The following is a 22,103-nucleotide window of genomic DNA, read 5'->3' as shown; positions in this document are numbered from 1 at the left end:
CGTTCTGTTTGTTTGGTTTGAGTCGACAATTTTTGGCGTGTGATTCAATCGATACGGGCGGTTGATTACAATGGATATTCAACAACCTTCCGTTTTTTCGATCGAGCGTGCATCATAGAAGAGTGAAACGCGTCTCCGCATCAGTGTCGATTCCGACGCGCATCCCCGGGAAGATCGACCGCCGATTCGTCGTCGGAGTGGTCCTCGTCGTCGCGTCCGTCATCGCCTTTAGTGCCCTCAGCGGCCTCCTTCGGGGAGGGAGCCGCGTCTACTCGGTGACGACCACCATCGCTCCCGGCGAGGCCATCACCGCAGACAACGTCAAAGAGGTCGTCCTGCGCGTCAACCCCTCCGTCTACGCTCCCAGCTCCGAGGTCCCCGCGGGAAGCCGAGCGGCGCGCGTGCTGACTCCCGGTCAGCTCATCATGCGTGAGGACCTCGCCGACGCGGACGGGAATGGGACCGAGGCCTCCGTGCTCCGAGTCGCCGTCACGGTCAGCGCGGGCCTCCCCGACGGCGTCGCCGATGGGACGCGGCTGCGGCTGTGGGCGACCCCCACCCGTAGCCCGAACCAAGCCGACAACCAAGCGCGGGAGATCGAGGGAACCTTCACCTTCGTGCGCGTCATGGATGCCTCGTCCTCCCAGGCGCGCCGGGGACAACGCATCGAGATCCTGGCCGACGCTGGCTCGGTTCCGGCCCTCCTCGCTGCTCAGACCTCCGCCGACTCCCTGGCGGCCGTCCCGGTTGGGTCGCCGTGAGCACCATCCACGGGGTCGCGCTCCTGGTCGACCAGCGATACGAAGCCCCCATCATCCAGGCGATCCAAGCCCGCTCGGACACGCTCGCCATCGTCCGGCGCTGCGCCGACCTCGCGGAGGTGATCGCGGCGGCGCGCGCCGGAGTCGCCGACCTCGCCGTCGTCGACGGCGCCGATCCGGACCTGACCGCCGAGGCCATTCAGTCCCTACGCGAATCCGGCATGTCGGTGATAGCCCTGGCCCCACACGGCGACCGAGCCAGGCTGAGCGCGCTGGGGGTCGCCTCGGTTGCGGCTCCCGGAAGCCCCGAGCAGGTCGTCAACTCCCTCATCGCGGCGACGAAGACCCCGCGCGTGTCCGCTGCGCCGACCTGCCCGCCGGCTCCGGCGCGCCCTCCCTCGCCCCCGGGATCGGTGCTGGCCGTGTGGGGCACGTCGGGAGCACCCGGACGCACGACGCTCGCGGCCGGAATCGCCACGATTCTCGCCCGCACTGCTCCCACCCTCCTCGTGGATGCCGACACGGGCAATCCCACCGTCGCGCACCTGCTCGGACTTCCCGTCCACGCCTCTGGCCTCTCCGTGCTCGCTCGCGCGGCGTCGCGCGGGACGATCACCCCGCAGGACGTGGCCGCCGCGAGCCTGGAGCGTGCCCGCAACCTCTCCATCATCACAGGCCTCGCAACCCCGCACCGCTGGCGAGAGGTCAGCCGCAGCGGTATCGCGGCGATCGTCGCGGCGGCGCGCCGTGGCGCGCGATACAGCGTCATCGACGTCGCCGCCACCTCCCTGGACAAGCCCGGGCGCGGAGCCAACCGGGACGACGCGAGCACGGGCGTCCTCGCGGCAGCAGACCGGATCATCGTCGTCGCCCGCGGGGACATCGTCGGCATCAACCGCCTGTCCCACGTGGCGCGCTGGTGGGAGCAGCAGGACAGTGACACGCCCGTCGAGATCATCGTCAATCGAGTCAGCACCGACGCGATTGGTCCGCGCCCGCTGGCCTCCCTCCAGACGGCGATCGGCGCCTTCATGCCCGAGTGCATCTTCCACGTCGTCCCGGAAGACCCCGGGGTTGCGCGAGCCTGCCTGCGGGGCAAGGCACTGGGAGAAAACGGAACCCGTTGCGCCGCCACCGATGCGTTGGAGACGATTGTGGGGCAGTGGTTGCCTACACTGTGACCATGCGCGTCTACGTTCCTGCCCTCCTGTCCGAGCTGTCCGTCCCGCTGCCCCCCGTTCGCGGCTGCGTGCTGTGCCTGCCCGATGGTGCGATGAGCGCCGACGACGTTGAGGTGCTCGAAGACGACGCTGTCACTGAGGCCGCCCTCATGTCCCTTGAGCTCGCCCGGGAGGCCAACGCGCGGGCGGCCAGGGTCGTGCTCGCGGTCGATACGCCCGCCGGTGAGGTCCTCGAACCCGGGCGGGAACTGAGCAGCCGGATCCATGCCGCCCCGGCCTTTGAGTACACCTGGTCGGACGTGGCGGCTATCCTCGCGGACCTGCCCGACGCGGCCCCGGCCGCACGCGCGGTGCTGGCCGCGAGCACCCAGGAAGAGGCCGACCGCGCCGTGGCCGACCTGTGGGACTCGTCGCTGGCGTGGTTCGACACTTCCGAGCGGCCATCCCTCCTGGACCTGCACCGCGGATAACCCCGCCCGGGGCGCTCGCGCCTGCGAGCTAGGCGCGCACGCGAAGCGTCGAACCGTGTTCGCCCAGCGGACGCACCTGGATCTGATCCGCGATCTGGGTGGCCATTTCCTCCACGTGAGAGATCACCCCGACCGTCCGGCCCGCGCAGCGCAATGCTTGCAGCTGCGCCATCACCAGCGAGAGCGTGTGCGAGTCGAGGGACCCGAAGCCCTCGTCGATGAACATTGTGCGCAGTTCAACGCCTCCGGCCTCGGCCGACACGACGTCCGCGAGGCCGAGGGCCAGGGCGAGGGAGGTGTAGAAGGTCTCCCCACCCGACAGGGTCCGGGGGCTGCGTACCGAGTCCGTGTCGTGGTCGATGACCGCCAGCCCCAGGCCGGATTTGCGTGAGGTCGTGCCGTCATCGGGCACGGCGACCAACTCGTAGCGTCCCGAGGAGATGGCCGCCAGGCGCGGATTGGCGGACGCGAGAACCTCCTCCAGACGCGCGATGAGAACCCACGCGGACAGGGGCGTGGACACCAGGTTTTCTGGCCCCGACGCCGACGCGATATCCGCGAGGCGCCGAATCGGACCGGCCTGCTCGCGTGCGTCGGCGAGCGCGGCGAGCGAGGCGCCAAGGCTCTCGCGGGCGGCGTCAAGCTGCGCGCAATGCTGCTCGAGTCTGCCGGCCCGCCGGGTGGCCTCGGCGCTGGCGTCTCCGGCGCGCTGCGAGGCATCGGCGAGGGCCGCGATGTCGGGTTCGGGGCAGGCCGCCGCCCGGACGAGCCTGTCGGAGGTGAGCGCGTCGCGGGTCGCGTACAGCTCCTTCTCATGCTCGTTGATGCGTGTCTCGAGCGCGTCAACCTCGTCGCGCGTCAGGAGGAGGCGCTCCCACGTGTCGGAGGCGAGCTCCTGGGACTCCAGGGCGCGTGCGAGGGAACGGAGAGCCTCGTCGTGTGCTCTCCGGGCGCCATCCCAGTCGGAGCACGCGCCGATCGTGGATGCGGCCCGCTGGGCGCGCTGATCGAGGTGCGCGGCGCGCGCCTCCAGGGAGGGGAAGCCCTGCCGTTCGCCCTCCACGTGGCGCTGGGTGTGGGCGAGGGCGGATCGGCGCTCTGCCAGCTGGGAAGCCAGGGAGGCCGCCCTTTCGCGTGCACGCGTCAGCTCGTCCGTGATTCCGTCGAGCTGTTCGCGCACCTGCGCCAGGTCCTCTTCGAGGCTCGCGATTCGGGGCTTGAGCGCGTCGAGCGCGGCAACCTCAAGGGCCGCCTGGTCGCGCTGGGTCTCCAGCAGAGCTGTCGGCCCCGCGGCCGCCTCGTTGAGCTGCGCGATGCGGCGCACCATGTCCTGATGGGTGGAACGAGCGTCACGCAGAGCGTCCTCGGCCCGATCACGCGCACGGTCCAGGTCGGCGACCTGCTCGCGCGTGATCTCCCCGTCAAGCGGAGGAGCAGGGCAGGGGTGGTCGGGAGAGCCGCACACGGGGCAGGGAACCTCGTCCTCCAGTTCGCGCGCGATCGCCGAGGCGCTCTGCGCAATCCACAGGTCGTGAGCGTCGGCTGCGGCGGCGTTGGCGAGCTTGGCCCCCGCCGTGGCCTCGCGCAGCTCCTCGGAAGCCCCCGGCAGGGCGGCGCGCAGCAGATCGGCCTGCCGCGAAGCCTCGAGGCGCCGGTCCAGCGCATGCAGCGCGGCTCGCTTGTCGGGCAGGGCGTCGGCGTCCGAACGCATGAGCGTGAGCGAGGCCTGCGCCCGCTCAATCACCGCGGGCAGGGTATCGCGCTGCGACTCGAGGGTAGCGACTGCTGCGAGCGCTCCTCGGTGACTCTCCTCCAGCGCGGAAATCTCCTCGGCGAGGCCCGGCAGGGAACGCTCCTGGACGAGGGTGGCCTCAAGGGCGCCGAGAGTGCGCGTTGCCTCGTCTCTCAACGCGTGAGCGCGTGCGAGAAGATCGGCCACGACCTCCAGCGTGAGATCCTGCGAGCTGAGGGGGATGTCCTCCTCGGCGGCGAGGCCTCGGGCGCAGGACGCAACCCGGTCGGCGGCCTCCTCCAGGCGGCGTGCGGCGGAGGCCGCGGAGGAGGCGTAGGGCGCGACGGCGAGCGCCCGGCGGGCGTTGGCGGTTCGCGAGCGCAGGGCGTCGATCTCCGGCTCGGCTCCGCGCAGCTCTTCCAGCCTCGCCGTCGTGCGCGCGTGCTCGGCCTGGTCGGCGGCCAATGCCCGGCCCCGATCCAGTGCTTGGGCGGCCTCGCGGGCCAGGTTCGCGGCGTCCAGGGCGTCGGCCTGCGCCCGTTCGTGCGCTGCGCGGGCGTCGCGGCACGCGCGGTCCGCCCAGCGCCGCACGGGGGTGGGGTCCTGCGCGCTCGCGTCGAGCGTGTCGGCTTGCCCGTGCAACGAGGGCGTCTCGGAGGCGGCGCCCGCGGCTTCCTCGCCGCTTCGCTCGCCGTCGTGCTCCGCGAGCGAAGCGGCGAGCGAGCGCATCTGCTCAAGGGCGCCGACCGCCGCGACGCGACGTTCCTCGATGCCGCGCTTGGACGCCGCCGCCGCCTCGGTGAGGGCCTTGGAGAAGTCGACGTAGATCTGCGTGTCGAAGATGTCGCGCAGGATCTGCTCGCGAGCATCCGACGTGGAGGTCAGGAACTGGGAGAACTTCCCCTGCGGGAGCACAATCGTCTGTAGGAACTGGTCCTTGTCCAGCCCGACGACTCGGGGAATCTCGTAGCCGACGTCGCGCGGTCCCGACGCGATCGCCTCGACGGTGCGCCACCCGTCGGGCGCACTCGGATCCTCCACGACGCGCGTGAGGGAGGCGCGGGAATTGCGCTGTGACTTCTTGCCGATCGGCGTGTAGGCGGGGGTGCGGCTCACCCGGTAAATTCCGGAGCCGACCTCGAACACGAGGTCCGCCTCCGAGGGGTCCTCATCTCCGATGTGGTTCGAGCGCAGGCGATCCTTCGACGCGTCCTTCGTGCGCGCCACGTCCCCGTACAGGGCGAAGGTGATCGCGTCGATCAGCGTGGACTTGCCCGACCCCGTGGGACCATCCAGCAGGAAGAGCCCCGAGTCCTCGAAGGCCGAGAAATCGACCCTGTGAGTGCCCGCGAAGGGGCCGATTCCCGTGATACGCAGCCAGCGGATCTTCACGACGCATCCTTTCGGCGAAGAGCAGCCCACACGTCCTGGGCGAGCGCGCGCTCCTGGGCATCCAGCGGGCGACCCCCCACGGCCTCGTAGAACTCCTCCGTGACCTCGCGAGGGTCACGGGAGGCCGCTAAGGCCCGCGCCGGATCGAGGGAAGGAGCCTGCGAGGGACGGTGAACGACGACGAGCGCGAAGGGGTAGACCTCGCGGATGCGCGCCACCATGCGCTCGGGGCGCGCGTCGTCCGTGACCGTGACCGACACGTACGAGGCCGTGGTCTCCTTGTCGGGGGCCGCGAGCAGCTCGTCCATGGTCCCCTCAAGCACGGTGATGCCGCGCAGCGTCGGGATCGGCACCACGTCGATGCCCGCGACGTCCGTGTCGTCGGTCCTCACGAGGGTCACGGACTTGGGAGAGCCTGCCTCGGAGAAGGAATACGCGATGGGGGAACCCGAGTAGCGGATCGGGACGTGGGCGCCGGCGACGTCCTGCGGGCGGTGCAGGTGCCCGGCCGCAACGTAGTCCAAGCCGTGGGCAAGGGGGGCCTCGCCCCCGAGCGTGTCGAAAAGGTCGGCGGACACCGAGGGAACACCACCAACCTGTATGTCGCGCTCCGAATCTGAGGGATGCGCGCCCGTCACAAACGCGTGCGGCATGGCAATCGCGGGGCGTTGATCGCCCGCCTCGCGCCGGGCCGATAGGTCCCGGCGGATGCGACGCAGAGCCGCAGCCAGCACCGCCTGGTGCGAGCGTGGAAGAGGGCGTGCGGCGCCCGACTCTCCGTCGGGCTCCAGGTCGGAGAGCACCTGGCGGACCAGGTCCGGCTCCAGGTAGGGCATCGGATACACGAGCGCGCCCCCGGCCTCGACGGCGCTGCCGATGGCCTCGGGGTCGGTGACCACGTGCAGCGACGGGGAGAGCATGTCCGCGAAGAGTCCCAGGCGCGCCGCCCCGTCGTGGTTGCCCGACGTCAGGATCACAGTGGTGATGGCCGTCAGCTCGCGCAGCGCCCGACGCATCCGCGCCAGCGCGTCGACGGGCGGCACCGCCCGATCGAAGACGTCGCCCGAGATCAAGACGGCGTCGACGCCGCGCTCTCGGACGAGGGCCACCAGCCAGTCGATGAACGCGTCCGCGCTGTCCCCCAGGGGCGCGCCGTGCAGGGTGCGCCCCAGGTGCCAGTCGGAGGTGTGCAGAATCAACATGACCCCAGTGTGGCAGAGAGCGCCCACATCTGCGTCCCGCGCGTGGGAGCGGGGGAACTCCGGCGGCCTCGCGCGTCCGGAGGCCCGGTGGTGTCACGCAGGCTTGGAACGTGGACACCCGGTGCGAGCCCGGTGCCAGCCGATAGCATGGGGAGCATGACGAAGCCCTTCCTGATGCTGACCTCGCGCGATGACGGCCCCGTCCTGAGTTCGGAGAGCGCCGACCTTCCGCGATTCTGTGGCCTGTCGGAGGAAGGCGTGCGCCGGGTGCGCATCGAGCGGGACCTGCCGGAGCTGGACCTATCGGACTACTCCGGTGCCTTCGTGTGCGGATCCCCGTGGGACGCGGGCGCCGATGATCGCCTCAAGGAAGCGCGGCAGGTGCGCGCCGAGGCATGGCTGCGTTCCTTCTACGACCGAGCCCTGGCCGAATCCTTCCCGATCCTGGGCCTGTGCTACGGCCTGGGGACCCTCACCCTGCACCTGGGCGGTGTCCTCGACACCCACCACGGCGAGGAGATCAGCGGCATCGCGCTGACGAAGACCGACGCGGGGCGCGAGGACCCCCTCCTGGAGGGCACCCCCGACCGCTTCCACGCCTACGTGGGTCACCACGAGGCCGTACGCGAGCTCGCGCCCGGCATGCAGGTGCTCCTGGCGGGGGAGGCCACCCCCATCCAGATGGTGCGCGTCGGCGAGGCCGCCTGGGCGACCCAGTTCCACCCCGAGATGGACCTGGAGGGCGTGACCATCCGCATCGATCAGTACGCCGACCGCTACTATCCGGCCGAGAAGGCCGAGGCGATCCGCGCCCAGGTCGCCACCGTGGACACGGACCCCTCGCGCCTGATCCTGCGAAACTTCGTGCGCCGCTTCCAGCGCTGAGCGCGGCCCGGCGGACGGGGCTGCGCTCCGCGGTGCGGTTACGGTGCGTGGGGGAGTCTTCGGGATTCGACATGGGCCCCGACTCTAGCGGGGCGCGCCGCGACGCGGCCACGTCTCAAACAGGGGTGAGACGTGGCCGCTGTCGGCGACGATGTGAAGGTGTGAGGCTATCCGGCTGGGTGGATCGGTCCGCGCCTGCGAGCGCGGTCTTTTGCGATGAAGAGCACCACGAAGAAACAGAGGGCAACGAACATGGCGCCCACCGCGACGTTCCACGGCATGTTGTAGGGTTCGGGGTCGATGCCCCTGTCCGTGATATCACCGACGATGACAGCGGCGGTGCATACGAGGGAACAGCCCATCACCGCCCACTCGCAGGCCCGAAGCGCCCGGCGTGCACCCGGAATCTGACGCGAATAGCCAGGGGCGGAGACAGCGAGGAGGGCCGCGGCGCAGGCGACCCCGTAGTCACTCAGGCGGTTGTCCCTCCCGAAGAAGGTTCCGCCGATCGAGTAGACGGCTGTGCCGATCAACAGTGCGAAGAAGAAGTAGCGGAGGACCTTGTCGACCCGCGAAAGCCCTGCAGCGTTGCCGATAAGGCTCTGCTCAATGGTGGACACAGCGATCACGACCTTGTGAACCAGAGATAGCGACCGTCGCTACATTTCTATTATTGACTGGCCTGGTGACCTGTCAAGCATTCCTATTGGTGAAATATGTTACATTACATTCTTATCGTTTGTAACAGTCTTGCGAAGCTGATAATGGGTTATCGCGCTGCCCTGCTCGCCGCCTCGGCGGTCGCCACCGCCTCCAGGAGCCTGCGCACCGACGCCACCCGGGAGGCGCGCCCTTGCCGCACCTGATCCGCGTCCCCGCCCCCGGCCTCGTCGAGTGCGAAAGGCCCGGTGGCGCGCGCGTAGGTGTCAAGCGCGCACGAGGGCTCGGAGGTGGCGTGCGAGCACAGGGGCAGACACCAGGCGGCGGCGCCGGCGACGTCCGGGAAGACCCCCAGCACGTCGGCGACGCTCACGTGCCCCAGGCCGAAGGAACGCACGCCGGGCGTATCCACGATCCAGCCGCCCCCGTCCAACTCGAAGGCCTCGGACGAGGTCGACGTGTGGCGTCCGCGCCCCGTCACCTCGTTCACGTGCCCCGTCGCGCGGTCGGCTCCCGGAACCAGCAGGTTGATGAGCGTCGACTTGCCGACCCCGGAGTGTCCCACCAGCACCGACCAGTGGCCGGCCAGGAGGATCCGCAGCTCGGCGACGCCCGGGTCGGCCTCCCCGGCCTCGGCGCTCGTGAGCACCACGCGCACGTCGAAGTCCTCGTAGGCGGCGATCAGCTCGTCGGCGCTGGCCAGGTCCGCCTTCGTCAGCACGAGGACGGGGGAGAGGCCCGCCTCGTAGGCGGCGACCAGGCAGCGGTCGATCATGCCGGTGCGCGGCGGCGGATCCGCCAGCGCCACGACGATGCACATCATGTCCGCGTTCGCCACGATCGCCTTCTCCCCGCGCTGATCGGGTGCGTCCTCGAGGGAACGGCGCAGCACCGAGGAACGTTCCTCGACCGCGACGATGCGCGCGAGCGTGTCCGCGCGCCCGCTCAGGTCTCCCGTGAGGCGAACCCGGTCACCCATGATGACCGCGCCTCGCCCCAGTTCCCGGGCGCGCACCGCGACCACCCGGGTGCCGTCCGCTTCCAGGCTCACCTGGTAGCGCCCCCGGTCGATCCCGACGACGCGGCCCAGAGGCTTGGAGGACCAGTCGGGCCGGTCCTTGGAGCGCGGGCGCGACCCCTTGCCCGCGCGCACCCGCACGCGCGGGTCGTCGGTACCCGTGTCTCGGCGCGCCATCACTTCTCCTCCAGGGGCGACGAGGCCCGCGTGTCCCGGGCGGTCCCGGTTCCGTCGGCGCTCAGGAGGGAGTCCCACATGGCCGCGAAGCCGGGCAGCGTCTTGGAGGTACACGTGATGTCGTCAACCGTGATGCCGGGGGTGATGAGGCCCAGGATTGCGCCGAACGTCGCCATGCGATGGTCCGCGTAGGAACGAATCTGCGCGGCGTGGAGCGGGCGCGGCGTGATGACGAGGCCGTCCTCGGTCTCTTCGGCCTGCCCGCCCGCACGGTTGATCTCAGCAACCAGCGCCGCCAGGCGGTCGGTCTCGTGGCCGCGCAGGTGCGCGATGCCGCTCAGGTGCGAGGGCGTGGAGGCGTAGGCGCAGATCGCGGCCAGGGTGGGGGTGAGCTCTCCGACCTCGGCCATGGTCGCCTTGATGCCCGGGTAGTTTCCGGCGCCCGGACCCGTGAGGGTCAGGCCCTCCTCGTCCAGGGTGATGGTCGCGCCCATGTGGCCCAGCAGCGCCCGCCAGGCGTCGCCCGCCTGGGTGGTCGCCCCCGGCCACGCCGGGATCCGCACGCGACCGCCCGTGATCATCGCGGCGGCCAGGAAGGGCCCGGCGTTGGACAGGTCCGGTTCCACCACGATCTCGCCGCCTCGGGGCCGAGACGGGAACACGTGCCAGGTCGACAGGTCCGCTTGTGCCTCGTCCACGACCTCCAGGTCGATGCCCGCGCCCGCCAGGGAAGCCAGCGTCATCTCCACGTGCGGCATCGAGGGCACAGGACCCGGAGCCGACACGAAGAGAGGGTCTCCGACGAGGGGAGAGACGAGCAGGAGTGCCGAGAGGAACTGCGAGGAGGAAGACGCATCCACCCAGGCCTGTGCGCCCAGAGGCGTGCGCAGCGGCCCCCGGATAGAGAAGGGCAGGTGCCCGCGCTCCCCATGGTAGGTGACCGACGCGCCCATCCGGACGAGCGCATCCAGGAGGGGACCCAGGGGGCGCGCATACGCCTGCTTGTCCCCGTCGAAGAGAGTCTCCTCCGCTGACAGGGCGGCCAGGGGAGGCAGGAACCGCATGACGGTCCCCGCCAGGCCGCACTCGATGCGCCCGCCGCGAGGAGGAAGCGACATCGGCGTGACGCGCAGCGCCCCGTCGCCCGCGTCTTCGATGCGCGCGCCCATCACCTCAAGCGCGTCCGCGAACAGGCGCGTGTCGCGCGCTTCCAGCGCCCCCGTCACCAGGGAGGGGGCCTCGCCGACGGCGGCCAGGTAGAGGGCGCGCGCGGTGATGGACTTCGAACCGGGAATCGCGACCGTTGCATCCACGGGCGAGTCGGCGACCGGCGCCCGCCACGGGGAGGCGGTCACGAAGCGGTGCCGCTCAGGCGCGCGGTGACAGCCGCCTCGGCGGCGGCAACCGCCCGGCGCTGGTCGCGGCGAAGCGCCCGAGCGACCGACGCGGAGGGCTGACCCACCCGGTCGGTCGACGCGATCAGGACGCCGCCGGTGACGCCCAGCTTGTACAGGGTGCGGTAGCGGCGGCGCTTGATCTGCTCCTTCGTCAGGTGACCCGTGCCGCCCCAGATGGGGGCACCCACGAGCGCCATCGGTGCGCCAATGGCGGCCAGGGTCAGCGCGCTGCGCCTCGGGTGACGTCCGATCGCGAAACGCAGTCCGGCAAACAGCGTCACCGCGCCCGCCACGCGGGTCGCCACGGCCAACTGGTCATCCGTCAGGGGCTCCAGGCCCGCAGCGTCGGTCGCCTTGTCGAGCAGCGGGCGGACGCCCGCGGCGCGCTCCACGTGATGGCGGGGATGCGTGAGAGCATCGACCCCGTCTGCGATGAACGGGGCGGCGAGCAGGGGACGGGCGATGACACGCAGCATATTCATACCCCTATTGTTCGTCACCGCGCCGCCTTCCGGAAGCCGAATGGCCACACTCGCCCCATCCAACGAGCATAAAGTGTTGCAACGCACACTCATGGTGGTTGTGGAATAAAGTGCCTCGTGAGGCGTTCCCCTCAGTATGATCGCCTCGTCATCCTCCCAATACCCACCGCATGCCCACGAGGCTACGCTGGGAGGCGATGGACACGACGACCCACGCTCCGACGCCAGCGGCGACCACCCAGGCTCCTGCCTCGTCAACCGAGGACGACGCCCAGCTCCAGGCACGCTTCATGGACGAGGCCATGCCCCTCATGAACCAGCTCTTCGGGGCGGCGCTCGGCATGACGCGCAACCGAGCCGACGCCGAGGACCTGGTCCAGGAGACCTACCTGAAGGCCTACCAGAAGTTCCACCAGTACAAGCCGGGAACAAACATCAAGGCATGGCTCTATCGGATCCTTACGAACACCTACATCACCGGCTACCGCAAAGCCCAGCGCTCCCCCAAGCGGGCCTCCACCGACACGGTCGAAGACTGGCAGCTGGCCGAGGCCGCCTCCCACGCTGAGTCGGGCTTGAAGTCGGCGGAAGTCGAAGCCCTCGAGGCGCTGCCCTCCACGCAGCTGCGCGAGGCACTCGATTCGCTGTCCGAGGAACACCGGATGGTTGTCCTCATGGCCGACGTTGAAGGGATGAGCTACAAGGAAATCGCCGAAGAACTAGGAGTTCCCATGGGGACCGTCATGAGCCGCCTCAACAGGGCACGCAAGAACCTGCGCGCCTCCCTGGCTGACGTCGCCGCGGAATACGGAATCGGAGGGGCGAAGTGAACGCGACCGTGACCTGCCAGCAGGTCCTTGACGCCCTGTATACCCTCATCGACTGCGAAGAGTGCGACCAGCGCACCACCCTCATTGACCAGGGGGCGGTCCCCGGCCCCGATGCCCGCGCCCGCGCCCTCATGCGCGCACACGTGGCATCCTGCCCGCACTGCGCCGACGCCCTCGACGCCGAACGCCACCTGAGGGTCGTGCTGCGCGACTGCTTCGAGGCAGAGGAAGCCCCGCCCCAGCTGCGCGCCCGCATCGTCGCCTCCCTCACCACCGTGTCCGTGGCCTGGCACTGACGCCCAGAGGCCCGGACGCCGCACGCATTGCCGGATCGTTTAGGCTGCGCACCCAGGAGGCGGGGGCATGCGCCGTGGCGTCCTGCGCCTCCCGCACCCCGGGAGGGGCAGCGCCGCGTGCCCGCGTTTTTCTCCGGGAGCTTTCGGGGCCGAGGCGGTGCCACGGGTCCTTCTCGCGGTGAACTTCGTCGCCGAGGAGGCGGTGTGCCTTGGTGCTTTGGGAAAATGTGTGCAAAAATGCTTCAGTCTAGACAACAACCCAAGGAGTATGACATGTCGAAGCGGGGTCGTAAGCGTCGCGATCGTCGTAAGAACGGCGCGAACCACGGCAAGCGTCCTAACGCCTGAGCCGATTGCGTTGCGCGCCCGGACCGGTCGGTCCGGGCGCGCTGTGTATACCCCGCTCAGGGACGGACAATGCGAGGGCGGAGCCCCCACCTCGCGTGTCACTGCCGCGCGGTGTCGGCTGCGTGCGGCTGAGTCAACGGTGGTCCCGACCGATCAATCGCGCGGATGCTGGCGGGGCGGCGGCTGTGTGGGCTGCGTGCCCGGTGGGGCGGGTGACTGGTGCAGGTGCTGTCCATGTGACCGTTGCGATCAATCGCGCGGATGCTGGCGGGGTGGCGACTGTGTCGGCTGCGTGCCCGGTGGGGTGGGTAATCGGTGTGCATGTGCTCCGCGTGTGATCCGGTTTGGGTGGTGCCCTCGTTCGCGGATAGGTTGTGCGTTCATGGATAGGTTATTTGCTTGCGGATAGGTTAATAGGCTATCCACGTGCTCATTACCTATCCGCATGCCCATTACCTATCCGTGTGGGTCCCCCTCGCCGCGGGGTCCCTCTCGGCGCGGCGCCCACGTGTGCTCATTACCTATCCGTGTGCTCGTTACCTATCCGTGTGGGTCCCTCTCGGCGTGGCGCCCCCCGCGTGCCGGTGGCAATCGTTGGGAAAGCCCAAGCCGAACCCGTCCTCGCCGCGGCGCCCACGCGTGCCCATTACCTATCCGTGTGGGTCCTCCTCGGCGCGGCGCCCACGTGTGCTCGTTACCTATCCGCCTGCCTATTTCCTATCCGCGAACCGTGGGTGTAGAAGCGACGCGAAGGCCCATCGCACCGTGTCGAGGGGAGCTTCCATAGTGACCGGAACTCGGGAGCGGGTTTCATTGGTCCCAAGGCCCGAATGAGTCTGATGCGGAGTCTCTCCCAGTCATCGTAGTCCGTCCAACTCACTCGGATGACCTGCCAACCGGCATCTCGAAGGTCCTGATCGCGCAACACCCACTCACGCTTAGCCCGTTCGATTTCTGCACGTGTCGTACCAAGTTTCGTGATCCCATCGAATTCGATGATGATATGCAGCTGTTCAATCAGGATATCAACGTAGTAGTGACGTCCTCGCACGTCGATGCGAGCCTGTGTCGCGACCGCGAAAGGGCAGATCGAACGGACGATCCACAGGAGCGCGGCTTCAGCTGGATTGGCGCATCCGGGATCGATCGCGTGCACGATGGAACGTGCGCGTCGGTATCCGCGCACTTTCCCTGCTTGCGTGAGCCTCATGAGGAGCTCGTTTCGTATCTGCTCAGCACGTCGGCGTCGGTCATCTTGTTGAAACATCGAGAAATGACTCCATGACTGCAACGCCATACTCCCCAACACGAATGCCTCGAGTGGCTCGTCATGAAGAGCGCATCGAAGGAGCGCATCGTATGGGTGCTCCGTGGTCAAGCCATCGATAGTGGCGCGTTCCCTCGACAGCGGTGGAAACGGGGAACACGAGACCGATGTCGCCGGTACTGTCGTCGAGCACAAGGTGCAGGATGGTAGCAGGGTGGTGCTTCGACGACTGGCACGAAAAATGGTGATGGGCGGGTTTTGAGACCAACCGTGTATCCCCGCCAGGCGCAGGCAGCTTTGTCCCACGAAGAGGGGATGTTGTTTGTGCGAGACATTCACAGCATGCATACGTGCGTGGGTGATTGCCTCCCAGATCTCCCACGGGTCAGCGTTTGTCGGATCCATGCCGAGGACGGCGCTGACTCCACGCATGATTCGTATCGGAGAGTGTGGCTGCTGGTGACTGGCTAAATCGCGAGGAGGGGCGACAAGAAACGAGTGCTGCGTCATAACCTGCAGTGTTGCTCCGCTGAGAGCGCTGCGACAACGCTGAAGGGAGGGGCTGTGGATACCGGAGACCCGGCGTGAATCCCTGTCGATAACGCGCGGCTAGTCGGGCGGATAAAGGGCGCGAGCCGGAGACCTGATACGGAAGCCCTGTCGACGGTGCGACGAGGGGCATCCGCGGAAGGCTTTCGACGTGTTCGAGGGCGTGGTCCAGCTCGTGGCCGTTCGTGTGCTCGGCACGCGCTCGCGGACAGGTTGGGTTTGAGCGAACCGTGCGATCTCGTTGCGAGATTTGCGGCCCTCACGGTCATCCGCGTGTCGGCCGACGGGGCGGGTAACCTCGGCAGACGATTGTTGTCCATGTGACCGTTGCGATCAATCGCGCGGAGGCTGGCGGGGCGGCGGCTGTGTCGGCTGCGTGCCCGGTGGGGCGGGTGGCTGGTGCAGGTGCTGTCCATGTGACCGTTGCGATCAATCGCGCGGATGCTGGCAGGGTGGCGACTGTGTCGGCTGCGTGCCTGGCGGGGTGGGTAATCGGCGTGCACGTGCTCCGCGTGCGATTCGGTTCGGGTGGTGCCCTCGTTCGCGGATAGGTTGTGCGTTCATGGATAGGTTATTTGCTTACGGATAGGTTAATAGGCTATCCGCGTGCTCATAACCTATCCGCATGCCCATTACCTATCCACATGTCCATAACCTATCCGTGTGGGTCCCCCTCGCCGCGGCGCCCCCCGCGTGCCGGTGGCAATCGTTGGGAAAGCCCAAGCCGAACCCGTCCACGCCGCGGCGCCCACGCGTGCTCATTACCTATCCACATGTCCATAACCTATCCGTGTGGGTCCCCCTCGCCGCGGGGTCACCCTCGCCACGGCGCCCACGCGTGCCGGTGGCAATCGTTGGGAAAGCCCAAGCCGAACCCGTCCTCGCCGCGGCCCCCACGCGCCGACGACAACCGGAAGCGCCGCGCCCCCGTGGGGAGAGAAGAAAACGCGGCACGGGCGGAATCGCAGCGTATCCTTGAGCGTGTTGCCGCGCGGGTACATCCCCACGGGCACGCGCACTGATGTATCGATACGAAAGAGGCCTGATGTCCCTCCGCATGCGTCTTGCCCATGCCGTCATGGGGCTGATGCCCCCGGTACTGCACAGCGAGGAAGCGACGCGTGCCGTGGCCGAGTCCGCGCCGCTGCACACAGCGATGCCCACTTTGATGCGCGCCCGCTTCACGGAAAGCCGCCAGGGAGGCGTCGCGCGCGTGGCGCCCATACGCGGCCTGCGTTCGGGCGGCGCCCTCATCTATCTGCACGGCGGAGCCTACGTCTACCCCATGGTCGCGGCGCAGTGGCCGCTCGTGGAGGGACTGATCGACCGCACGGGGCTCCCCGTCATCATCCCCGACTACCCGCTCGCCCCCGCGCACACCGCGAGCGACGCGTTCTCCTTCGTCCAGACCATCATTGACGAGGCCCAGGCCGAGTTCGGCCGCGTCATCGTCTGTGGCGACTCGGCGGGAGGCGGCCTCGCGCTGTCCCTTGCCATGCAGCGCCGCGACGCGGGCGCGCGCCAGGTCGATGGCCTCCTCCTGTACGCGCCGTGGGTCGACGTGGCAATGACGAACCCCGCGATTAAGGACGTGCAGGGCCGCGACAAGATCCTGCGCGTGCCCGGCTTGCAGTGGGCGGGGCGAGCATGGGCCGGTGACCTAGACCCGGGAGACCCCCGCGTGAGTCCGTTGCACGGTGACCCGGCGGGGCTCCCTCCGATGCGGATCTTCCAGGGCAACGCCGACATCGTGTGCCCCGACACGATCGAGTTCGCGCGCTCGGCTGCCCGCGCCGGGGTGGATGTGCGCCTGCGCGTGGAACCCGACGGCTTCCACGTCTACGTGCTCGCGGTCCCCGTGATCCCCGAGGCGCAGGCTGCCCTCGATCGCAGCGCGCGCTTCGTCTCCGGGATCATGCACGACTCCGGAGACTCCTGACGGGCCCGGGCGGGCCTGCCGGCCCTAGCTGCGATCTACGCGGGCGGTGACGGTCCACGTCCCAGCCTGGACGTCCGTGTCCACGCGTCCGCCCAGGACATCAACCAGCGCGCGGATCTCACCCAAGCGGCGCTTGCCGAGCACGTCGGCGCTGCTCGTCAGGACGCTGATCGTCAGCGTGACCTCCTCCTGCGTCGCCCCGCCGGTCACCGTGATCGGCGCATTCTTGTCGACCTCGGCGACGTGGGAGAACACCATGTAGAGGATCTCCGCGCCCACGGCGTCGAGGCGCCTAGGAAGGGGTGCGCCCGCGTCGAAGAAGCTGATGACGATGAAGCCCGAGCGTTGTGCGTGGCTGATGGCGCCGTCAATGGTCGCGTAGTTGTCGGGCGGAGTGGGATGGGCCGCAGCGGGCCGATCGGTTCCCTGGCCGGGCGAGGACACTGCTGCGCCCCTCGCCGAGAGAGGGGACGCCTCGGTGCCACGCGTCGCGCTCGCGGCGGAATCGGAGCGAGGCGACGAACGACCCGAAGGCGCGGAGTGGGAATCCTTGATGTAGGAAGGCTTCTCGGCCGAAGGATAGCCGACACCGTGCCGAGGCGGAGTCAGCAGGTCGATAGAGCGGCGCACCCTGTTAGCCACGATGACGATCAGGATGACAACGAGCAGCAGGAGTAGGAACGAGAGGGGCCTGTGGAAGGAGACATGACGCCAGAGGGCCACCACCATGACGATGACGATGACGAGGCCGCAGGTGGCCGTCCAACCCGCCAGCTTCTCCCGGATCCACGCGTCCATGTTCTCTCCCTTTGTCGGCGAGCGGCGTCGCGGCGCGCCGCTGTCCGCGACTGACAGCAGCGTTCGCACCGTTCTAGGAATCCGTCGGGGTTGCACCCGTCCACTCGTACCATCCCTGGTGCTGCACGATCCAGGCCATCAACGCGTAGCCGGCCTGGCCGGGCAGGGTCTGACCATCCTGTCCGCGGGCCAGGGATGCCGCCATGTCCTCAAACCACTGGTCGTGGGCGACCAGCGGCGTGTAGCAGTCAACGAAAGGTATCCCACGGCGCGCGCACACTTCGGAGCACGAGGAGGACAGGGCCTTGAGGGAGGCGGCATCCACCCCCGCGAGCGGCGGGGGGCCCACGACGAAGCTGGGGATGCCCAGCGCCGTCGCGCGGTCGGTGATGTTGGCCAGGTTCAGGCGAGAACGCGCGGTGGACACGCCGGCGGGGATGTCCCCCGGACCCACGCCGATCACGAGGCCGTGAGGCTCTCCCTCCGCCAGGCGAGGCAGGACCTCGGACTCCCAGCGAGATGCCATCTGCCTCGTCGTCTCGGAGGGGACCGCGAGCGTCAGGAAGGTCGCGGGTAGGTCGAAGGTCGAGTGGGCGTTAACCCGGCCGACCCAGCCCAGCCCCCGAGGGTCGCCGACCCCCGCGACGAGCTCGTCGCCGATGAAACAGATGCGCATGGTGTTCCTTTCTGGGTGTGTCCCGCGCGTTCCCCGGGCGGCCGGGACTCCTCGTCAGCCTTCGAAGGCCTGCGCAATAAGGGTAGCTGCCTGCTGCTTGTGGAGCGACGCGCGTCCAGCTGCCGTCGTGGCCGACTCCGGCCTGGACACCAGGCGCACGCCCCGCTCCAGCGACGGGAACAGGTTGAGGGCCAGGTGCGGCCACGCCCCCTGGTTGCGAGGCTCGTCCTGGACCCAGGTGAGCGACGCCCCCGGGTAGCAGGCCAGGGCGGAGGCGACCTCCTCCTCGGGCAGGGGGTAGAGCTGCTCCAGGCGGATGATCGCCGTCGAGGAGTCGGCGCGCTTGTCCCTCTCCTTGACGAGGTCGTAGTACAGGCGGCCCGAGCACAGCAGAACCCGCGTCACGGAGGCGGCATCGAGGCCCGCCGCGTCGTCGATGACCGGCTGGAACGCGCCCGAGGTGAACTCCTCGATGTGCGAGGAGGCGGCCGACAGGCGCAGGAGCTGCTTGGGGGTGAAGGCGATGAGCGGCTTGCGCGGCCGCTTGTAGGCCTGGGTGCGCAGCAAGTGGAAGTAGTTCGCTGGCGTGGAGGGCTGGACGATCCACATGTTGTCCTGTGCAGCCAGCTGCAGGTAGCGCTCGATGCGGGCGCTCGAGTGATCGGGCCCCTGCCCCTCGTAGCCGTGAGGAAGCAGCATGACCAACGAGGAGCGCTGGCCCCACTTCTGCTCGGCCGAGCACACGAACTCGTCGATGACGGTCTGCGCTCCGTTCGCGAAGTCACCGAATTGAGCCTCCCAGATCGTGAGCGTTTCGGGGCTTTCGAGGGAGTAACCGTAGTCGAACGCGAGGACGCCGTACTCGCTGAGCGGGGAGTTCCACACGTCGAAGCGCGCCTGGGACTGGGTGAGGAAACGCAGGGGAGTGAACTCGCGCCCGTCTGTGGCGTCGTGCAGGATCGCGTGGCGTTGGACGAAGGTTGCGCGCGCCACGTCCTCGCCCGACAGGCGAACTCCCGTGCCCTCCATGAGGAGAGTACCGAAGGCGAGGAGCTCGGCAAAACCCCAGTCGATGGGCCTGCGTCCCAACGCCATGTCGTGGCGGCGCTCGCACAGCTGCCGGAGCTTGGGATGGGGGTGGAAGCCGTCGGGGAAGCGCGTGTGGGCACGCCCGATGCGCTCCAGCTGCTCCTGGGCGGCGGCCGAGGTCCAGCCGATCATCATGCCGGTGCCGGGCAGCTGGGACTCGGGCATGGTCCACTGGGCGGAGGCCGACTCTCCGGCCTCGCCCACGCCCGCGGTCAGCGCGGGGTCGTGCGTGCGGCTGCCCGGATTCGTTTGGCTGGCCGCGCCCGCCCCGCCCGCGCGTGTCTCATCGAGGATGCGTCCCAGTTCCGCCTCGTACTGCGCGATCGACTGGCGGGCCTCGTCCTCGGTGAGCTGCCCGCGGCCCACCAGGCCACGAATGTACACGGCGCGCGTGGAGGGGATGCGGTCGATGAGCGAGTACATGACGGGCTGGGTCATCGACGGGTCGTCGCCCTCGTTGTGTCCGCGCCTGCGGTAGCACAGCATGTCGATGATGACGTCCTTGTGGAAGGCATTGCGGTACTCAAACGCCAGGTGCGCGCAACGGATAACGGCCTCGGGGTCGTCGGCGTTGACGTGCAGGATGGGGACCTGCAGGCCCTTGGCCAGGTCCGTCGCGTAGCCGGTGGAACGGCCCTGCGTGGGTCCCGTCGTGAAGCCGATCTGGTTGTTGACCACGATGTGGATCGTGCCGCCGGTCTTGTAGCCCTCCAGCTGGGACAGGTTGAAGGTCTCCTGGACGACCCCCTGGCCGATGAACGCCGCGTCGCCGTGGATGAGGATCGGGATGATCGGCAGATCGGGGTCTCCCAGGTGCTCCTGCTTGGCGCGCACGATGCCCTCCAGGACGCCGTCCGCCGCCTCCAGGTGCGAGGGGTTGGCGGCCATGTAGACCTTGGTGGCCAGGCCGTCGTCGAGGGAGTAGACGCCCCACGTTCCCAGGTGGTACTTGACGTCTCCCGAGCCCTGCACCGAGTTGGGCATGTAGTTGCCCTCGAACTCGTCGAAGATCTGCGCGTAGGACTTGCCCGCAATGTTGGCCAGGACGTTGAGGCGCCCGCGGTGGGCCATGCCGATCGCGACCTCGTGAATGCCCGCGCGCGCGGAGTCCGCCAGGATGTGGTCCAGCAGCGGGATCAGGGATTCCCCGCCCTCGAGGGAGAAGCGCTTTTGGCCCATGAACTTGGTCTGCAGGAACTCCTCGAATGCCTCGGCGCGAATGAGCGTGCCCAGGATGTGGCGTTGGGCGGCGGGGGAGAGAGACTCGTACGGTCCCTCAATGCGCTGTTGGACCCAGGCGCGCTGGTGGGGATCCTGGATGTGCATGTATTCGATGCCGACGGTTCGCGTGTAGGTGTCGTGCAGCCGGGTCAGGATGTCGCGCAGCAGCATCTGGTCCGCCCCGCCGAAGCCGCCCGTGGGGAAAGGACGGTCCAGGTCCCACACGCTGAGCCCGTAGGAGGAGATGTCCAGGTCGGGGTGGCGGCGGACGCGGTAGGCCAGCGGGTCGGTGTCGGCCGCCAGGTGGCCGCGCGAACGGTAGGCGTGGATGATCTCCGCGATGCGCGCGGGCTTGCCCTTCTCCCGGTTCGGGTCGTACTCGTAGTCCGCCTCCCACGAGTAGGGGCGGGTGGGCACGTGCAGGGAGGTGAAGACGCGCTCGTAGAAGCCGTCGCGCCCCGAGAGCTTGGCGTCCACGAGGCCGAGCAGGCGCCCGGAGGCCGCTCCCTGGATGATGCGGTGGTCGTAGGTGGAGGAGAAGTACATCGTCTTGCCGATGCCCAGGGAGGCCAGGCGCTTGGGGGAGACGCCGCGGAACTCGGCCGGGTAGTCGGTGGCTCCGACGCCGATGATGAGTCCCTGCCCGACCATGAGGCGGGGCACGGAGGTCGTCGTGCCCAGTGTACCCGGGTTGGTCAGCGTGACCGACGCCCCCTGGAAGTCGGCGGTCGTCAGCGTGGCGGTGCGCGCCCGCGACACGAGGTCCTGGTAGGCGTCGACGAACTCGGAGAAGGTCAGGGTGTCAGCGTCGTGAATGACGGGGACCTTCAACGAGTGGTTCCCCGACGCGTCCGCCACGTCGATGGCCAGCCCGAGGCCGATGTGCGCGAGATGTTCGAGCGCGGGCTTGCCGTCTTGCAGCGTGTACCGGACGTTCAGGTCGGGCATCTCGCACAGAGCCTCGACGAGGGCGTAGCCGATGAGGTGCGTGAAGGAGACCTTGCCGCCGACCGTGCGTGCGAGGTGGGCGTTGATGAGGGTGCGGTTCTCAATGAGGAGCTTGGCGGGAATCTGGCGCTGGGACGTGGCGGTGGGGATCGACAGGGAGGCGTCCATGTGCTTGGCGGTGGCGCGTGCGGCGGACTTTAGGACGTGGGTTTCGTCCTGGGCGGGAGCGGCGTGGGAGCGCGTGAAGGCGGCGCGCCCGTGCTGCTGCCGGGTGTAGGGGCTGGTTGCCTCGGCGAGGGCGACCGGCGGCGCGGGAGGCAGGTCCGAGCGCGTGACGGAGACGACGGGGGCCGCGTCTGTCGGCGCCGTGTTTTCCTCGTCCTCTTCGATGTCGAGGGTGGGGGGCGTGACCGAGACCGGCTGGGCGTCATCGGAGGGGGCGCCGCTCCCGGTGGGGCTCGCCTGCCTGGGAGCCGAGGCCTCGTCGGGGGAACTCGGATCAGCGTCGGGAATCGGGGGACGCGCCGCGCGCAGCTGAGGGGGAGCCGACTCGGTGGAAAAGTAGGCGCGCCACGAGGGATCAAGCATCTGGGGGTCGCGCTCGTAGAGGTCACGCATCTTCGCGAGATACCACTGCGGATCGGGTTGGGAAGCTGTGTGGGTGGGCACGTATTCCTCCGTTTGCGTCACGCCGAGCGTCGGAATCTCCCCGCGCGGCAGGTGGCTCCGATTCTACCGCCGAGTGACAACCTTCACGACACCTTGTCGAGACTTGGCGAGGACTT

17 protein-coding genes are annotated in these 22,103 nt (G+C 68.8%); 8 read left to right on the top strand and 9 right to left on the bottom strand.

The window, feature by feature from the left end; translation table 11 throughout:
- Positions 1-122: 122 nt before the first annotated feature.
- From HMPREF9006_RS03730 to HMPREF9006_RS03720, 3 genes are read left to right on the top strand one after another with little or no spacing between them, the layout of a single operon-like run.
- Positions 123-761, top strand: coding sequence for an SAF domain-containing protein (locus tag HMPREF9006_RS03730; RefSeq protein WP_232209819.1), 639 nt, complete (start codon positions 123-125; stop codon positions 759-761).
- On the top strand, positions 758-1,942 hold the full coding sequence (locus tag HMPREF9006_RS03725) for an AAA family ATPase (RefSeq protein WP_009212206.1): 1,185 nt from the start codon (positions 758-760) through the stop codon (positions 1,940-1,942). Before HMPREF9006_RS03730 ends, HMPREF9006_RS03725 begins: the two co-directional genes overlap by 4 nt.
- Before the next feature lie 2 nt (positions 1,943-1,944).
- Positions 1,945-2,412, top strand: a complete 468-nt coding sequence (locus tag HMPREF9006_RS03720) for a DUF6912 family protein (protein WP_009212205.1) — start codon at positions 1,945-1,947, stop codon at positions 2,410-2,412.
- Between the two features lie 28 nt (positions 2,413-2,440).
- On the opposite strand, the gene HMPREF9006_RS03715 is transcribed toward HMPREF9006_RS03720, so the two are convergent.
- Together HMPREF9006_RS03715 and HMPREF9006_RS03710 are read right to left on the bottom strand one after the other, a co-directional pair.
- The gene (locus HMPREF9006_RS03715; RefSeq protein ID WP_009212204.1) at positions 2,441-5,536 is read right to left on the bottom strand and encodes an AAA family ATPase; all 3,096 of its coding nucleotides are present in this window, start codon (positions 5,534-5,536) and stop codon (positions 2,441-2,443) included.
- On the bottom strand, positions 5,533-6,738 hold the full coding sequence (locus HMPREF9006_RS03710; protein ID WP_009212203.1) for an exonuclease SbcCD subunit D: 1,206 nt from the start codon (positions 6,736-6,738) through the stop codon (positions 5,533-5,535). The genes HMPREF9006_RS03715 and HMPREF9006_RS03710 overlap by 4 nt, the downstream gene beginning before the upstream one ends.
- Before the next feature lie 156 nt (positions 6,739-6,894).
- Between HMPREF9006_RS03710 and HMPREF9006_RS03705 the strand changes: the two genes are divergently transcribed.
- A complete protein-coding gene (locus tag HMPREF9006_RS03705) occupies positions 6,895-7,623 on the top strand; it encodes a glutamine amidotransferase-related protein (protein ID WP_034231037.1) in 729 nt (242 codons plus the stop codon).
- Between the two features lie 167 nt (positions 7,624-7,790).
- Here HMPREF9006_RS03705 and HMPREF9006_RS03700 read toward each other — a convergent pair whose 3' ends face one another.
- The 4 genes from HMPREF9006_RS03700 to HMPREF9006_RS03685 all read right to left on the bottom strand — a co-directional run bounded on the left by HMPREF9006_RS03700 (position 7,791) and on the right by HMPREF9006_RS03685 (position 11,357).
- Positions 7,791-8,243: a hypothetical protein gene (locus HMPREF9006_RS03700; RefSeq protein ID WP_034232055.1), complete on the bottom strand. Its 453-nt coding sequence runs from the start codon at positions 8,241-8,243 to the stop codon at positions 7,791-7,793.
- Between the two features lie 149 nt (positions 8,244-8,392).
- Complete coding sequence (gene rsgA / locus HMPREF9006_RS03695; RefSeq protein ID WP_009212200.1) at positions 8,393-9,478, bottom strand: ribosome small subunit-dependent GTPase A; 1,086 nt, start codon at positions 9,476-9,478, stop codon at positions 8,393-8,395.
- Positions 9,478-10,791 carry a 3-phosphoshikimate 1-carboxyvinyltransferase gene (gene aroA / locus HMPREF9006_RS03690; RefSeq protein ID WP_050786725.1) on the bottom strand — a complete coding sequence of 438 codons (1,314 nt, stop codon included), beginning with the start codon at positions 10,789-10,791 and terminating at the stop codon, positions 9,478-9,480. Before aroA ends, rsgA begins: the two co-directional genes overlap by 1 nt.
- A 38-nt stretch (positions 10,792-10,829) precedes the next feature.
- On the bottom strand, positions 10,830-11,357 hold the full coding sequence (locus HMPREF9006_RS03685; protein WP_009212198.1) for a DoxX family membrane protein: 528 nt from the start codon (positions 11,355-11,357) through the stop codon (positions 10,830-10,832).
- Between the two features lie 197 nt (positions 11,358-11,554).
- On the opposite strand from HMPREF9006_RS03685, the gene HMPREF9006_RS03680 reads away from it, so the two are divergent.
- The 4 genes from HMPREF9006_RS03680 (at position 11,555) to HMPREF9006_RS03665 (ending at position 16,586) form a co-directional block, all read left to right on the top strand.
- Positions 11,555-12,187 (top strand): sigma-70 family RNA polymerase sigma factor, encoded by a 633-nt coding sequence (locus tag HMPREF9006_RS03680; protein ID WP_034231035.1) that lies wholly within the window; start codon positions 11,555-11,557, stop codon positions 12,185-12,187.
- Positions 12,184-12,483 (top strand): anti-sigma factor RshA, encoded by a 300-nt coding sequence (locus HMPREF9006_RS03675; protein WP_009212196.1) that lies wholly within the window; start codon positions 12,184-12,186, stop codon positions 12,481-12,483. Before HMPREF9006_RS03680 ends, HMPREF9006_RS03675 begins: the two co-directional genes overlap by 4 nt.
- A 273-nt stretch (positions 12,484-12,756) precedes the next feature.
- Positions 12,757-12,831, top strand: coding sequence for a 50S ribosomal protein bL37 (locus tag HMPREF9006_RS11075; RefSeq protein ID WP_370465157.1), 75 nt, complete (start codon positions 12,757-12,759; stop codon positions 12,829-12,831).
- 2,861 nt (positions 12,832-15,692) lie between these two features.
- The gene (locus HMPREF9006_RS03665; protein WP_034231026.1) at positions 15,693-16,586 is read left to right on the top strand and encodes an alpha/beta hydrolase; all 894 of its coding nucleotides are present in this window, start codon (positions 15,693-15,695) and stop codon (positions 16,584-16,586) included.
- A gap of 24 nt (positions 16,587-16,610) precedes the next feature.
- Here HMPREF9006_RS03665 and HMPREF9006_RS03660 read toward each other — a convergent pair whose 3' ends face one another.
- The 3 genes from HMPREF9006_RS03660 to HMPREF9006_RS03650 form a co-directional block, all read right to left on the bottom strand.
- Positions 16,611-17,384 (bottom strand): hypothetical protein, encoded by a 774-nt coding sequence (locus HMPREF9006_RS03660; RefSeq protein ID WP_009212191.1) that lies wholly within the window; start codon positions 17,382-17,384, stop codon positions 16,611-16,613.
- Between the two features lie 73 nt (positions 17,385-17,457).
- Positions 17,458-18,060 carry a GDSL-type esterase/lipase family protein gene (locus tag HMPREF9006_RS03655; RefSeq protein ID WP_009212190.1) on the bottom strand — a complete coding sequence of 201 codons (603 nt, stop codon included), beginning with the start codon at positions 18,058-18,060 and terminating at the stop codon, positions 17,458-17,460.
- A gap of 54 nt (positions 18,061-18,114) precedes the next feature.
- Positions 18,115-21,987 carry a multifunctional oxoglutarate decarboxylase/oxoglutarate dehydrogenase thiamine pyrophosphate-binding subunit/dihydrolipoyllysine-residue succinyltransferase subunit gene (locus HMPREF9006_RS03650; protein ID WP_198002539.1) on the bottom strand — a complete coding sequence of 1,291 codons (3,873 nt, stop codon included), beginning with the start codon at positions 21,985-21,987 and terminating at the stop codon, positions 18,115-18,117.
- Positions 21,988-22,103 lie beyond the last annotated feature (116 nt).

The sequence above is a fragment of the Actinomyces sp. oral taxon 180 str. F0310 genome (assembly GCF_000185285.1).
Lineage (GTDB): Bacteria > Actinomycetota > Actinomycetes > Actinomycetales > Actinomycetaceae > Pauljensenia.
This window is presented reverse-complemented; position numbering and strand designations above follow the sequence as displayed.

What these genes read in the sequence shown, in the direction of transcription:
- HMPREF9006_RS03655 (WP_009212190.1), bottom strand. Translation starts at nt 18,060, where the DNA reads ATGCGCATCTGTTTCATCGGCGACGAGCTCGTCGCGGGGGTCGGCGAC.
- HMPREF9006_RS03665 (WP_034231026.1), top strand. Translation starts at nt 15,693, where the DNA reads ATGTCCCTCCGCATGCGTCTTGCCCATGCCGTCATGGGGCTGATGCCC.
- HMPREF9006_RS03720 (WP_009212205.1), top strand. Translation starts at nt 1,945, where the DNA reads ATGCGCGTCTACGTTCCTGCCCTCCTGTCCGAGCTGTCCGTCCCGCTG.
- HMPREF9006_RS03685 (WP_009212198.1), bottom strand. Translation starts at nt 11,357, where the DNA reads ATGAATATGCTGCGTGTCATCGCCCGTCCCCTGCTCGCCGCCCCGTTC.
- HMPREF9006_RS03705 (WP_034231037.1), top strand. Translation starts at nt 6,895, where the DNA reads ATGACGAAGCCCTTCCTGATGCTGACCTCGCGCGATGACGGCCCCGTC.
- rsgA (WP_009212200.1), bottom strand. Translation starts at nt 9,478, where the DNA reads ATGGCGCGCCGAGACACGGGTACCGACGACCCGCGCGTGCGGGTGCGC.
- HMPREF9006_RS03660 (WP_009212191.1), bottom strand. Translation starts at nt 17,384, where the DNA reads ATGGACGCGTGGATCCGGGAGAAGCTGGCGGGTTGGACGGCCACCTGC.
- HMPREF9006_RS03710 (WP_009212203.1), bottom strand. Translation starts at nt 6,738, where the DNA reads ATGTTGATTCTGCACACCTCCGACTGGCACCTGGGGCGCACCCTGCAC.
- HMPREF9006_RS03680 (WP_034231035.1), top strand. Translation starts at nt 11,555, where the DNA reads ATGGACACGACGACCCACGCTCCGACGCCAGCGGCGACCACCCAGGCT.